This window comes from Streptantibioticus rubrisoli (assembly GCF_024436055.1).
GTDB classification, from domain to species: Bacteria; Actinomycetota; Actinomycetes; order Streptomycetales; family Streptomycetaceae; genus Streptantibioticus_A; species Streptantibioticus_A rubrisoli.
Window position 1 is genome coordinate 100725 of sequence record NZ_JANFNH010000006.1, and the last position, 13920, is coordinate 114644.

Below are 13920 nucleotides of genomic sequence, written 5' to 3' on the forward strand. Positions count from 1 at the left end.
CAGACCGGAAACCGAAGCAGGAAGCCCGAACATGAAGATCTCCGACCTGATGATCTCGCCGCCTGTCACCGTCGCCCCTCAAGCCTCGGTGCGCTGCGCGGCACTCCGCATGCACGAGGAGTCCGTCGGATCTGTCCTCGTCGCCGAGGACGGCACCCTGCGCGGCGTGCTGACCGACCGTGACATCGTGGTGCGCGCGGTCGTCGCCGGACTGCCGACGGAGACCACCACCGTCGCCGAGGTGATGTCCGACCACCCGGTCACCGTGGACGTCACCGACAGCGTCGATGCCGCGTACCGTGCCTTCCGCAGGTCAGGAGTGCGTCGCCTGCCCGTGGTGGACGGTCATCGACTCGTCGGCGTACTGACCATCGACGACCTGTTCCTCGACGTCTTCCAACGCTTCGCGGACCTCCTGGGGCCGGTGTCCTGGAGCACGCTGCAGGAACCACCGGCTCGCCGGTATCCCGCCGTCGAGACCTGACCCGCCCGCAGCCACGGCCCGGCTTAGATAGGCCGCGGTGCAGGGCCACCGGTATCTCCTGGTGTGGCGTCTGCGGACCTGTTCCGGCTGCATCGGCATGGACATCACTGTCCGTCCGGCCCTGGAGGTTCGCGAGCACCGGCGAGGCGTGTGTCCGGTGGCCTGGCCTTGGCCCATTGGGCCGAACCTCCCCGGTCGAAGGCCGTTGCACCCACGTCCCCCGGCCCGCGGGCTGACAGTCTGCTGGGTGAGTCCCACCGTGGTTCACCGAGAGGTGGTGAAGAGGCATGTCCCGTCCCCTGGTCGTGGGCACCGACGGCTCGGACGGCGCACTGCGCGCGGTGGACTGGGCGGCCGACGAGGCGGCCCTGCGCGGTGCACCACTTCGCATCGTGTACGCGTCGCTGTTGGCGCACTACGAAGAGGCCGTGCCGTCTGTGCGTACCGCCCGCGCCTCAGGATCGGTGTTCACCCAACACATCGTGGCATCCGCCAGCGAACGCTGCGAGCGGCGCCACCCCGACGTGGCCGTATCCACCGAAATCCTCGCCGAGGACCCCGCGGAGGGACTGCTAGGCGAAGGCCGCGACGCTCTGGCGATCGTCGTGGGCAGCCGCGGCCGTGGCGAACTCGCCGCACTGCTGCTGGGCTCTGTCAGCCTGTCCGTCGCGGCCCGCGCCCAGTGCCCGGTGATCGTCGTACGGGGTGACGAAGCGAAGCCCGACAGCGGCGATCGCTGGATCGCGCTCGGCGTGGGCGATCGGGGCACCGCGGCGGCGAGCGTGGACCTCGCCTTCACGGAGGCGGCGCTGCGAGGCACCGGAGTAGCGGCCGTCCATGCGTGGCGAAGCCCGGCGCCGACGGCCGGTACGGGTCAGTTGGACGATGCCGGGCAGTCCGCACAACGCGAGGCCGAGGAGTGGATGGATGATGCGCTGCGCGACGCCACGGCCGAGTACCCCGACGTCCCCGTGCGTCGTGATGTCGTCGAGGGCCACGCCCGCAAGACGCTGCTGGACGCGGCCCGTTCCGCCGAACTGCTCGTGGTGGGCGCCAGGCGACGCTCGGGTGCCTTCGGCCTGCAACTCGGTGTGGTGAACCACGCGATGCTGCATCACTCGCCCTGTCCGGTCGCCGTCGTGCCGCACGAGTAGTGGCCCTAAGGAGGCGCAACCATATGACCGGCCAAGGCCCCAGTCTGGGCTCGGCGTTCCTTCGTGGGATCCCGGCTGCCAAGCAGAGGATTCTGATGGAGTTGAGCCATGAGGTGACCTTCGCCGCTGGCCATCGAATCTTCCATGAGGGCGGCAGGGCGGACCGTTTCTGGGTGTTGCGCTCCGGCCGGGTCGCGCTCGACGTGCACGTGCCAGGGCGTCAGACAGCCGATGTGGAGCTGCTGGAGTCCGAAGACCTGCTGGGCTGGTCCTGGTTGTTCCCGCCGTACGTGTGGCATTTGGGCGCGAGAGCGCTCACCGAGGTGCGCGCCGACGAGTTCGACGCGGAGGCGGTGCGTGCCCTGTGCGTGGGGGACCCGGAGCTGGGACAGGCGGTCGCGCTGGCCGTGGCGGCTGTCGTCGGCCACCGCCTGGTAACGGCACGTACCCGGCTTTTGGACCTGTTCGCGCCGTACGGCAGTGGCGAGCGCGGATGACGAACGGCGCTGGCGTCAACGCACCTCTATCCGACGGCTGCCGGTTCGGCGCCGCGGGACGATGCGCATCCACAGCTCGCGTTCGCCTCCCGGCCAGGCAGTGGTGTACGCCCGCTCGGGCAGTCGCTGCGCGGTGTCCGGGTCCGCGACCCGGGAGATCCGCCGACGACCAGCACGCTCCCACCCTGGCTGGGCGCTTCGTCGATCCGGTCCACCTCGAAAGCCACCTCGGTTCCGTCAGCGGCCGCCAGACTGTGGTCGTAGGTGGTGCGGAAGGCGACCACGTCGATGTCCATCGTGTAGTTGACCGGCATGATCACCAGGCCATCGGCGGTGTTCAGCGAAACTCTGCCCACCCCGTGCGCGGGCTCGGCACTCCTGCCGAGCCATCTCCACCAAGTGGGGATGGTAGGAAGCCCTGCCCCGGCCGGGCGGTTCCTCCGCCGTGCGCGGCTGCCGTCACGTCCATCGTGGACCAGCCGACGGCCACCCGCTCGGGTAGGGCGGCCCACCGGCAAGGGGCCTTCGTCCCCGTGCGGGGGGCGAGGGCGCATCGGACACTTGTGGTGAGGACATCCGCCCCGGTGAGCGCTCGGGCCCGCGTGCGGCGTGCGTGAGAGGAGACGGGGATCATGCGGCACAGAAACGTCAGCGATCTCATGACGACTGCGGTCGTCACCGTACGGCGGGACACGACGTTCAAGGAGATCGCCGGACTACTCGCGGAACATGACATCACAGCCGTACCCGTGGTGGACGACAACGACCGCCCGGTGGGCATGGTCTCCGAGGCCGACCTGTTGCGCAAACAGGCCGGACAGCCCGACCCGGCGGGGCTGCTAGCCGAGGCGTTCGAGCGCTCCGAGCCCGGGACGCATGCGTGGCAAGCGGACCTGGCCAAGGCCGCCGCCACCTCGGCGGAGTGGCTGATGACCACCCCCGCGGTGACCGCCCGCCCTGAGTGGACGGTGGTGGAGGCGGCCCGTGTGATGGAGCAGCACAAGGTCAAGCGGCTGCCCGTGGTCAACGAGGCAGGGCAACTGGTCGGCCTGGTCAGCCGTGCTGACCTGCTGCGGGTCTTCCTCCGCCGCGACCAGGCCGTGCGCGAGGAGATCATGGACGACGTGCTCGTCGGCACCCTGCGGCTGGCGCCGACCGACGTCACCGTCAACGTCGTCGACGGACAGGTGACCCTGACCGGCACTGTCGAGCGCCGCAGCCTCATCCCGTTGGTGGCGCGGCTGTGCCGAGGTGTGGACGGTGTCGTCAGCGTCGAGGCACGACTGGACTACCGGCTCGACGACGAGGGCGCCTAAGCCCACCCCGCGAAACCGAGGCAGCGATGAACACACCGTCCGCGGACAGCGTCGTGGTGGGATTCGACCGGTCACAGGCGGCGGCGGGAGCGCTGCACTGGTCGGCCGACGAGGCCGCCCGGCGTGACACGGAACTGCACATCGTGCACGCCCTGGGGTTCTATCAGCCGGACACCAGCCATCAGAGCCTTGCCGACAAGGACCTACTGGCCGCCGAGGAGGACGTGGAGCAGGCGGCACGTCTGGCCCAGGAGGGCCGCGAAGGTCTGGTGGCAACCTGGGAAGTGGTCTGGGGCGATCCGGTGGCCGCACTCATCCGCGTGTCCAGGCAAGTCGCGCTGGTCGTGGTCGGTGCTCGGGGGCTGAACCGGTTCACTGCGGTCTTGCTCGGTTCGGTGAGTCAACGAGTGGCCGCGCACTCGGTCGGCCCCGTCGTCGTGGTGCGCGGCACACAGGACAGAGGCGACGTGGCCATACCGGGCGCGGTCGTGCTCGGAGCCGCCCCCGGCGAGTCGCCCCAGGCGGTGGAGTTCGCGTTCGCCGAGGCAGCCCGCTGGCACGCGCCACTGCACGTGGTCCGGGCTTGGATGTACCCACAGGCACTACCGGGCTACCTCGCGGTGCCACCGCCGGACGCCGAGGAACACGTCGCCATGGAACGAGCCGAGCTGGCGGACATGTTGGCCAGCGGGCGCAACGCCTTCCCCGACGTGGACGTGACGGTGGAGATCCGGCTGACCGAGCCGGAGGAGGCACTGATCAACGCGTCCCACACGGCCCACCTGGTGGTGGTGGGGGCGCGACGCCATCGCCCCTCGTTCTCCATGCCACTGGGCAAAGTGGTCCAACGCGTTCTGCACCACGCCCATTGCCCGGTCGCGGTGATACCGACCTGACCGCGCGCCGGTCATTGTGCCGGTCTCTTCCGCCTCTCCGCTCGTAGCGTGGAACGCATCAAGGCGCCGAGGAAGTGCGTCCGTGCCTGGCAAGAAGCACCCCACAAGGAGCGGGAGGCCGAATGGTCGACCGGGAGTGCGGCTGCCGCGGCCGGTGGACGAGCGGGAGCTGTTTCGCCTTCAGACGGAGCTCGTCAAGTCGCAGGAATGGTACGGGTCAACGGGGTTCGAGAAGACCCCATCTACACCGACGCTGGAACCGAGACCACATACGTCAGCAACGACGGCAAACCCAGCCGATCATGAACGAGGCTGAGGCATCAGCCTCAACCCATCACCCCGCCCCGATCCGCTACCCTGTCTGGGACCGCCACCTCGGTGGCGGTCGCACCCTTGCCACAACCGAGGCGAAATACTCACTCAGAGTATTCAGCCACGCTTTACGCAAGGCCCCGCCTCCATAGCTCAGGGGATAGAGCACCGCTCTCCTAAAGCGGGTGTCGCAGGTTCGAATCCTGCTGGGGGCACCTCGCGTCGCCCCCGCGGCGGTTGCGGTGGAGGCCCGGGTCGGCCGGTGATCAGCCGGGGCCTGGGCCTTGGTCGTTTCTTGGGCCAAGGGCACGGCCCTCGGCCGCGCCCGCGCTGGCGCCGCGGCTTAGGGCGGCGCGGCCGTGCCGCGAGGGGCGGGCGGTGGGCGTCCTGGTTATCCACAGGCCGCCTCGCGGTTCGCGTGATTCTCCTAGCATGGCCGGATGACTCCCCTGGAAAACGGTTCCGTAGCCGCTGTCGCCGACGTTGAGCCCGGTCTGCCCGTGGATGTACTGCGGCGGGTGTTCGGGTATGACGCGTTCCGCGGGGAGCAGCGGGAGATCGTCGAGCATGTGGTCGGCGGGGGCGACGCGCTGGTCCTCATGCCGACCGGTGGTGGCAAGTCGTTGTGCTACCAGATCCCCGCGCTGGTGCGGCCCGGCGTGGGCGTGGTGATCTCGCCGCTGATCGCGTTGATGCAGGACCAGGTGGACGCGCTGCGGGCGCTGGGGGTACGGGCCGGGTTCCTCAACTCCACGCAGGACTTCGACGAGCGGCGGATGGTCGAGGCGGAGTTCCTCGCCGGGGAGCTGGACCTGCTCTACCTGGCGCCGGAACGGTTGCAGAGCGAGGCGACGTTGAGCCTGCTCGACCGCGGTGAGGTCGCGCTGTTCGCGATCGACGAGGCGCACTGCGTCGCATCCTGGGGGCATGACTTCCGGCCGGACTACCTCGCGCTGTCCGCGCTGCACGAACGCTGGCCCAAGGTGCCGCGCATCGCGCTGACCGCCACGGCCACCAAGGCCACGCACGCCGAGATCGCCGCCCGGCTGAAGCTGGAGGACGCCCGGCACTTCGTGGCCAGTTTCGACCGGCCGAACATCCAGTACCGCATCGCCACCAAGAACGACCCGAAGAAGCAGTTGCTCGACCTGCTGCGCACCGAGCACGCCGGGGACGCGGGCATCGTCTACTGCCTGTCCCGCGCCTCCGTGGAGAAGACCGCCGAGTTCCTGGTGCGCAACGGCATTGAGGCGCTGCCGTACCACGCCGGGCTTGACGCGCGCACCCGTGCCGCCAACCAGGCGCGCTTCCTGCGCGAGGACGGTCTGGTGGTGGTCGCCACGATCGCGTTCGGCATGGGAATCGACAAGCCGGACGTGCGGTTCGTGGCCCACCTCGACCTGCCCAAGTCCATCGAGGGCTACTACCAGGAGACCGGGCGGGCCGGGCGGGACGGTCTGCCGTCCACCGCGTGGCTGGCGTACGGGCTCCAAGACGTCGTGCAGCAGCGGAAGTTGATCGAGACCTCCGAGGGCGACGACGCGCACCGGCGCCGACTGACCGCGCACCTCGACGCCATGCTGGCGCTGTGCGAGACGATCGACTGCCGCCGGGTGCGGCTGCTCGCGTACTTCGGCCAGCACAGCGAGCGGTGCGGCAACTGCGACACCTGTCTGACGCCGCCGGAGTCCTGGGACGGCACTGTCGCAGCGCAGAAGCTGCTGTCCACCGTGGTCCGCCTCAAGCGGGAACGGAACCAGAAGTTCGGCGCGGGGCAGATCATCGACATCCTGCTGGGCCGGAAGACCGCCAAGGTCATCCAGTTCGACCATGACGCGCTGAGCGTCTTCGGTATCGGCACGGAGTTGCGCGAGGCCGAATGGCGCGGCGTGGTGCGCCAACTCCTGGCACAGGACCTGCTCGCCGTCGAGGGCGAGTACGGCACGCTGGTGCTCACCGACAGCAGCGGCGAGGTGCTGCGCGGGCAGCGCCAGGTCATGCTGCGCCGCGAACCGGAGCGGCCGACCCGCACCGCCAAGGAGCCGAAGGCCGCCCAGGCCGGACGCAAGGTCCCAGTCGACCTGCCGGAGGCGGCAGTTCCGGTCTTCGAGCTGCTGCGCGCCTGGCGTGCGGCCACCGCGAAGGAGCAGGGCGTGCCCGCGTATGTGATCTTCCACGACGCGACGCTGCGGGAGATCGCCACCACCGTGCCGAGCACCCTTGACCAGCTCGGAACGATCAGTGGCGTCGGCGAGAACAAGCTGGCGAAGTACGGCCAGCCCATCCTGGACGTCCTCGCCGGTCAGCCAGAGGGAACGGAGGCGGACGACACCCACTAGCCGCCACCAGACGGCACCCGCCGGCCATCAGGCGGGAGTGCCACCAGGGAATACCCCTAGGGGGTATAAGGTTATGTACGGCGCAAGGAGCTGCCATACCGCCACACCGGGAGTGAGCATCGATGACCACCCCACCCGCCGCGACCCCGACCACGGCGTCGGCCCCCGCCACGGCCCCCGGCACAGCGGGAGCCGCCGAGGCCGAGCTGGAGATCGGGGGGATGACCTGCGCGTCGTGCGCCGCCCGCATCGAGAAGAAGCTCAACCGGATGGACGGCGTCACCGCCACCGTCAACTACGCCACCGAGCGGGCCAAGGTCAGCTACGGCCCCGGCCTCACCGTCGCCGACCTCATCGCCACCGTGGAGGCCACCGGCTACACCGCCGCCCTCCCCGCGCCACCCGCGGCGGAAGCTGACCAGCCCACCGCCGACGAGGCCCCGGACGAGCTGGCCGTACTGCGCCAACGGCTGCTCACCGCCGTCGTGCTCGCCGTACCGGTGATCGCCATGGCGATGGTCCCTGCACTGCAGTTCCGCGACTGGCAGTGGCTCTCCCTCACCCTCACCGCGCCCGTGGTCGTCTACGCCGCCTGGCCGTTCCACCGGGCCGCCTGGACGAATCTGCGCCACGGCGCGGCGACGATGGACACGCTGATCTCGATGGGGACGCTGGCGGCGTTCGGCTGGTCGCTGTGGGCGCTGTTCTTCGGGGACGCCGGAATGCCGGGCATGAAGCACTCCTTCGAGCTGTCGATCTCCCGCACCGATGGTGGCGGGAACATCTATCTGGAGGCAGCGGCCGGGGTGACCGCGTTCATCTTGGCCGGACGGTACTTCGAGGCGCGCTCCAAGCGGCGCGCGGGCGCAGCGCTGCGCGCCCTGCTGCACCTGGGCGCCAAGGACGTGGCGGTGCTGCGCGGTGACCGTGAAGTGCGCGTACCCGTCGCGGAGTTGGCGGTCGGCGACCGGTTCGTGGTGCGTCCCGGGGAGAAGATCGCCACCGACGGTGTGGTGGTGGACGGCACTTCGGCGGTGGACGCCTCGATGCTCACCGGTGAGTCGGTGCCCGTCGAGGTGGCACCCGGCGCCACGGTCGCCGGCGCCACGGTGAACGCGGGCGGCCGGATCGTCGTCGAGGCCACCCGGATCGGCGCGGACACCCAACTGGCCAGAATGGCGAGGCTGGTTGAGGAGGCGCAGAACGGCAAGGCGGCGGCCCAGCGGCTCGCTGACCGGATCTCGGCGGTCTTCGTGCCCGCCGTCATCACCCTGGCGCTGGCCACCCTCGGCTACTGGCTGATCGCCGGTGCGGGCGCCGCCGCGGCGTTCACCGCGGCCGTCGCCGTACTGATCATCGCCTGCCCTTGCGCGCTGGGTCTGGCGACGCCGACCGCGCTGATGGTGGGCACCGGACGCGGCGCCCAGCTCGGCATCCTGATCAAGGGGCCGGAAGTGCTGGAGACCACCCGTGAGGTGGACACCATCGTGCTGGACAAGACCGGCACGGTGACCAGCGGCGTGATGGCACTCACCGACATCGTGACCGCCGACGGCGTGGACGCGGACCGTACGCTGCGGCTGGCGGGCGCCCTGGAGCACGCGGCCGAGCACCCGATCGCCAAGGCCATCGCCCGCGCCGCCGAGGAGCGCACCGGTCCGCTGCCCACCCCCACCGAGTTCACCGCCGTACCGGGCGTGGGCGTGCGCGGTGTGGTCGACGGACACACCGTCACCGTCGGCCGCGCCGACACCCCGCTGCCCGCCGAACTGCGTGACGCCAAGGAGCGCGCGGAGGCCGCCGGTCGCACCGCCGTCGTCGTCACCGACGGCGGCCGACCGAGCGCCGTGCTGGTGGTCGCCGACACCGTCAAGCCCACCAGCGCCGAGGCGGTACGGCGGCTGCGCGAGCTGGGGCTGACGCCGGTACTGCTGACCGGGGACAACCAGCGGGCCGCCCGGGCGGTCGCCGCCGAGGTCGGCATCGCCGCCGACCAGGTGATCGCCGAGGTCATGCCGGAGGACAAGGTCGAGGTCATCAGACGGTTGCAGCGTACGGGACGCAGCGTCGCGATGGTCGGTGACGGCGTCAACGACGCGGCCGCGCTTGCCCAGTCGGACCTGGGCCTGGCCATGGGCACCGGCACCGACGCGGCCATCGAGGCCGGTGATCTGACCCTGGTGCGCGGCGACCTACGGGTCGCGGCGGACGCCATCCGGCTGGCCCGGCGCACCCTCGGCACCATCAGGGCCAATCTGTGCTGGGCCTTCGGCTACAACGTGGCCGCGCTGCCGCTGGCCGCGGCCGGACTGCTCAACCCGATGATCGCGGGCGCCGCGATGGCGTTCTCCTCGGTCTTCGTGGTGGGCAACAGCCTGCGGCTGCGAAACTTCCGGCCGGTGGACCGGTGAGCCGCGTACCCAACCGGTGCGCGACGGGCCGGTGAACGCCCGGCGGCACGCGGTCGCCGTTTGGATCCCGTTTTGCGAAGCGGCAGGTGAGCGGACGTAGGGTGACGAGTGGCGGCCGTGAGCGACCAGCCCACCGGCCGTACGACCTCATCGGCCCGCACTACCCCACCGGCCCGGCCCGCCGGTCGACGACGAGGAGCAACGATGCCCGAGACCCCAGCAGACCACGCCGCCCGGCTGGACCGGTTGCCGCAGTGGGAAGCGCTCGGCAAGCACCGCGAGCAGTTGGGGGAGGTGCATCTGCGGGACCTGTTCGCCGCCGACTCCGAGCGCGGCCAGCGCTACACCCTGACCGTCGGCGACCTGCACATCGACTACTCCAAGCACCTGGTGACCGACGAGACGCTCACCCTGCTGCGCGAACTGGCCGAGGCTCGCGGGGTGACCGCGCTGCGTGACGCGATGTTCCGCGGTGAGAAGATCAACGTCACCGAGAACCGCGCGGTACTGCACACCGCGCTGCGCGCACCGCGCGATGTGGTGGTCAAGGTGGACGGCGAGAACGTGGTGCCCCGGGTGCACTCGGTGCTCAACAAGATGTGCGTGTTCGCCGACAAGATCCGCTCCGGTCACTGGACCGGGCACACCGGGAAGCCCATCAAGAACATCGTCAACGTCGGCATCGGCGGCTCCGACCTGGGCCCGGCCATGGCGTACGAGGTGCTCCGCCCGTACACCGCGCGCGATCTGACGTTCCGCTTCGTGTCCAACGTGGACGGCGCCGACCTGCATGAGGCGGTGCGGAACCTGGATCCGGCCGAGACGCTGTTCATCATCGCCTCGAAGACCTTCACCACCATCGAGACCATCACCAACGCCAAGTCGGCGCGTTCCTGGCTGCTGAAGGGCCTCGGCGCCGACGAGAGCGCGGTGGCCAAGCATTTCGTGGCACTGTCCACCAACACGGAGAAGGTCGCAGATTTCGACATCAACACGGACAACATGTTCGAGTTCTGGGACTGGGTCGGCGGCCGCTACTCGTACGACTCGGCGATCGGCCTGTCGCTGATGATCGCCATCGGTCCGGACCACTTCCGTGAGATGCTGGCTGGCTTCCACTTGGTGGACGAGCACTTCCAGACGGCGCCGATCGAGGCCAACGCGCCATTCCTGATGGGGCTGTTGGGCGTCTGGTACGGAAACTTCCACGACGCCCAGTCGCATGCCGTGCTCCCCTACAGCCACTACCTGTCGCGCTTCACCGCCTATCTGCAGCAGCTCGACATGGAGTCCAACGGCAAGTCCGTGGACCGGGACGGCCGCCGGGTCAACTGGCAGACCGGGCCGGTGGTGTGGGGCACTCCGGGCACCAACGGACAACACGCGTACTACCAGTTGATCCACCAGGGCACCAAGCTGATTCCGGCCGACTTCATCGGCTTCGCCCAACCGATCGCGGAGCTCGGTGAGCTGGCCGACCACCACGACCTGCTGATGGCGAACTTCTTCGCGCAGACCCAGGCGCTGGCCTTCGGCAAGACCCCGGAGGAGGTCACCGCCGAAGGCGTGCCCGCCGAGCTGGTGCCGCACAAGACGTTCGTGGGCAACCACCCGACCACCACCATCCTGGCCAAGGAGCTGACGCCCTCGGTTCTCGGCCAACTGGTCGCGCTCTACGAGCACAAGGTGTTCGTCCAGGGCGCGATCTGGAACATCGACTCCTTCGATCAGTGGGGCGTCGAGCTGGGCAAGGTGCTGGCCAAGCGCATCGAGCCCGCGCTGACCGAGGGCGCCGAGGTGCCCGGCCTCGACTCGTCCACCAGCGCGCTGGTACGGCAGTACCGCTCGCTGCGCGGACGCTGACCCCGGTGGCTACGACCAACGGTTATCCACAGCGTGGGTATAACTGGGCCGCGTTTTTGACGGTAAAACCCCCCGGCCGGGGTGGCCCAGGGTGGGCGACCGCGGCCTGGTACTTCGGCTCGGCCCCAGCCGAGACCGGTCAGCCTCAGCCGATGCGGGTCAACTTGCTACCGAGTCCCGGCGCGTTGAGGTCCGACTGCAGCGCGACCGGAACCTTCACCTGCCCGGGACCGCTGCCCACCGTCAGCGTGCCCACCGTGGCGCCCGCCTTCGCCGAGTGCGGCACTCCGGACGAACCGGCGTTCAGCGCGATGTCCACCTTCAGCCCGGCCCAGCCGACCGCCTGCACGTCCTGTGTGGCGACCACCGGCGTCCTGCCGCCCAGGCCGTCGTCGACATAGCCGACCACATCGCCCTTCTTGATCACCTGCTCGGAGGTAAGCGACTGCTGGGCGGCCATGATGAGCTGCCGCCCAGCGGCCAGCACGGTGTCGATGATCGCGGGCTTGTACTGGCCCATCACCGCGCCGATGATCAACTGCGTGGTGCCGCCCACCTGCTTGACGGCGGCGAAGACCAGGTTGCCACCCGCCCTGGTGCTGGTGCCGGTCTTGATGCCGACGGTGTTGTTGAGCGGAACCAGTCCGTTGTAGTTGCGGTAGGTGTCGCCGCTGGCGGCCTTGTACGAGGGCTTGGCGACGATCTCCCGGAACACCTCGTTGCTCATCGCCTGCCGGGCCAGCTTGATCTGGTCGACGGCGGTGCTCACCGTGGTGGCGTCCAGGCCGCTCGGGTCGGTGTAGGTGGTGTTGGTCATCCCGAGGTCCTTCGCGGCCGAGTTCATCTTCTTCGCGAACTCCGCCTCGGAACCGGCGTCCCAACGCGCCAGCAGACGCGCGATGTTGTTCGCCGACGGAAGCATGATCGCTTCCAGCGCCTCGTACTCGCTGATGCTCTGTCCCGCGGTCACCTTGACCACCGACTCGTTCTCCCGGCTGACGTCCGCCGCCGCCTGCGGGTCGACCTTGATCAGGGGGCCGCTCTCACCGTGCTTCAGCGGATGGTCGCGCAGGATGACATAGGCCGTCATCACCTTGGCGACGCTCGCGGTGGGCACCGGCTTCTGCGGGCCGAACGCGCCCATGCCGCCGAGGCCTTCCACCTCCACAGCCGCCTGGCCCTCGGTCGGCCACGGCATGGACGGCGCCGCCCCGCCGAACGTGTACGAGGCCGGGCTGGTCAGCGTCAGCTTCGGGCTGGGCAACGGGCGCACCGCCTGCACCACGACGAAGATGATCGCCAGCAGCGCGACCAGCGGCGTCCAGATCTTGATCCGGCGCACCGCGGAGCGCAGCAGGGTCGGCGGCGGGGGCGGGGTGTTGGTCAGCTCGGCCAGCAGCTTCAGCGGCTCACCGGGAACGGGCGGCAACGGCTGCTGCTTGGTCCGCTCAACGGGTTCCGGTTCGGCCTCCGCCCGGGCGGCCTTGGCCGAGGGCTCGCTGGGCTTGGCCGCCTCCTGGTTGGGAAGCGGCACACTGGGCGCCGCGCTGGCCGCCGCCGCGCCCGGCTGGGTGGGCTTGGCCGGGGGCTGGACGGGCTTGGCCGGGGCCTCGGCGGAGGAGCGCTGAGCGGGCTTCGCCGGGGCGGGAGTTGGCTTCTCGGACGCGGGGGCGGCCGAGGGCGCGGGCTTCTCGAACGCGGGGGCAGCCGAGGGCGCGGGCTTCTCGGACGCGGGCGTCGGCTTCGCAGAAGCGGGCGACGACGCGGTGGGCTCGGCAGCCGAGGGCTTCGCCAGGGGCGTACTGGCCGACGGCTGGCCGGACTTGGCAGCGGCGCTCTCCTGCTTGGGTTGCGTCCGCGCTTCCGCATCAGGCTCCGCTTCGCTCTTGGCGGCGCCCGGCTCGCTGGCGGCGCGCGGCTCGCCGGTGGCGTCCGCTTCGCTCTTGGCGGCGCCCTCCTGAGCGGGCTCGGCGGCGCCCTCCTGAGCAGACTTCGCGGTGCCCTCGGCCTCCGCCGCGGGCGTGGAAGGCCGCGCCGCCGGGGCGTCAGCGGACGACGGCTTCGCCGGGGACTTCTCCGGCGCGGGCTTGTCGTCCGCCACCTTCTTGGCAGCAGCCGGAGCGGCGTCGCCCTTCGACTGGCCGGTTTTCTCCTTGCCGTCGCCGGACGCGTCGGAGTCGGCAGCCTGCGCACCCGGCGCGGCCGCAGACCTTCCCGTACCAGGGCCGTTGACGGAACGCTTCTCTTGATCGTCTTCCGCTTGGGACCCCGTCGAGGACTTCTCTTCGGCCTTCGCGGAAGTGCCGTCCGCCGTCCGGGACTTCGCGTCCCGTGCAGCCGGAGTCGACACACGACCACTGTTGGACGTACCGGAGCGCTGGCCGGAGCCCGGTTCCGCTACGTCATCCGACGTAGATTCAGCCGGGTCGCCCGCCGGGTGCTCACGCCCGGCGCGCTCGGTGACCGCGGTGGCGGAGCGGGCCGCGCCGTCGCCCGCGGGCACCCGGATCCGCATCGTCATCGTCGGCTCAGGCGCGCCGTCTTGCTCCGTACCGTCGGCCGCGGCGCCGTCAGTTGACCCGGTCCGCTTCACCGCGAGCCTCGGGTCTAGCTTGTCGCTATTTTTCCCCGTACGTTCCGTCGTCTCC

The 13920-nt window shown here is 70.2% G+C and carries 10 protein-coding genes and 1 tRNA gene; 9 read left to right on the forward strand and 2 right to left on the reverse strand.

Translation table 11 applies throughout. The features are described 5' to 3' along the window. Positions 1 to 31 precede the first annotated feature (31 nt). The 3 genes from NON19_RS09770 to NON19_RS09780 all read left to right on the forward strand — a co-directional run bounded on the left by NON19_RS09770 (position 32) and on the right by NON19_RS09780 (position 2135). On the forward strand, positions 32 to 484 hold the full coding sequence (locus NON19_RS09770) for a CBS domain-containing protein (protein WP_255926352.1): 453 nt from the start codon (positions 32 to 34) through the stop codon (positions 482 to 484). A gap of 287 nt (positions 485 to 771) precedes the next feature. Further along, positions 772 to 1638, forward strand: a complete 867-nt coding sequence (locus NON19_RS09775; RefSeq protein WP_255926354.1) for a universal stress protein — start codon at positions 772 to 774, stop codon at positions 1636 to 1638. 23 nt (positions 1639 to 1661) lie between these two features. Continuing rightward, positions 1662 to 2135 (forward strand): cyclic nucleotide-binding domain-containing protein, encoded by a 474-nt coding sequence (locus NON19_RS09780; protein ID WP_255926356.1) that lies wholly within the window; start codon positions 1662 to 1664, stop codon positions 2133 to 2135. Between the two features lie 26 nt (positions 2136 to 2161). Here the strand turns inward: NON19_RS09780 and NON19_RS33360 are convergent, their stop codons facing one another. Beyond that, complete coding sequence (locus NON19_RS33360; RefSeq protein WP_255926358.1) at positions 2162 to 2491, reverse strand: pyridoxamine 5'-phosphate oxidase family protein; 330 nt, start codon at positions 2489 to 2491, stop codon at positions 2162 to 2164. Positions 2492 to 2767: 276 nt separating this feature from the next. Between NON19_RS33360 and NON19_RS09790 the strand changes: the two genes are divergently transcribed. The 6 genes from NON19_RS09790 to pgi all read left to right on the forward strand — a co-directional run bounded on the left by NON19_RS09790 (position 2768) and on the right by pgi (position 11272). Continuing rightward, positions 2768 to 3451 (forward strand): CBS domain-containing protein, encoded by a 684-nt coding sequence (locus NON19_RS09790; RefSeq protein ID WP_255926360.1) that lies wholly within the window; start codon positions 2768 to 2770, stop codon positions 3449 to 3451. 26 nt (positions 3452 to 3477) lie between these two features. After that, positions 3478 to 4347 carry a universal stress protein gene (locus NON19_RS09795; protein WP_255926362.1) on the forward strand — a complete coding sequence of 290 codons (870 nt, stop codon included), beginning with the start codon at positions 3478 to 3480 and terminating at the stop codon, positions 4345 to 4347. A gap of 454 nt (positions 4348 to 4801) precedes the next feature. Further along, positions 4802 to 4874 (forward strand) — tRNA-Arg (locus NON19_RS09800). A gap of 225 nt (positions 4875 to 5099) precedes the next feature. After that, positions 5100 to 6998: a DNA helicase RecQ gene (gene recQ, locus NON19_RS09805; RefSeq protein ID WP_255926364.1), complete on the forward strand. Its 1899-nt coding sequence runs from the start codon at positions 5100 to 5102 to the stop codon at positions 6996 to 6998. A 122-nt stretch (positions 6999 to 7120) separates the two neighbouring features. After that, a complete protein-coding gene (locus NON19_RS09810; RefSeq protein WP_372514055.1) occupies positions 7121 to 9409 on the forward strand; it encodes a heavy metal translocating P-type ATPase in 2289 nt (762 codons plus the stop codon). A gap of 204 nt (positions 9410 to 9613) precedes the next feature. Then, positions 9614 to 11272 (forward strand): glucose-6-phosphate isomerase, encoded by a 1659-nt coding sequence (gene pgi / locus NON19_RS09815; protein WP_255926366.1) that lies wholly within the window; start codon positions 9614 to 9616, stop codon positions 11270 to 11272. A 145-nt stretch (positions 11273 to 11417) separates the two neighbouring features. On the opposite strand, the gene NON19_RS09820 is transcribed toward pgi, so the two are convergent. Then, positions 11418 to 13793, reverse strand: coding sequence for a D-alanyl-D-alanine carboxypeptidase family protein (locus NON19_RS09820; protein ID WP_255926368.1), 2376 nt, complete (start codon positions 13791 to 13793; stop codon positions 11418 to 11420). Between the last annotated feature and the right edge of the window lie 127 nt (positions 13794 to 13920).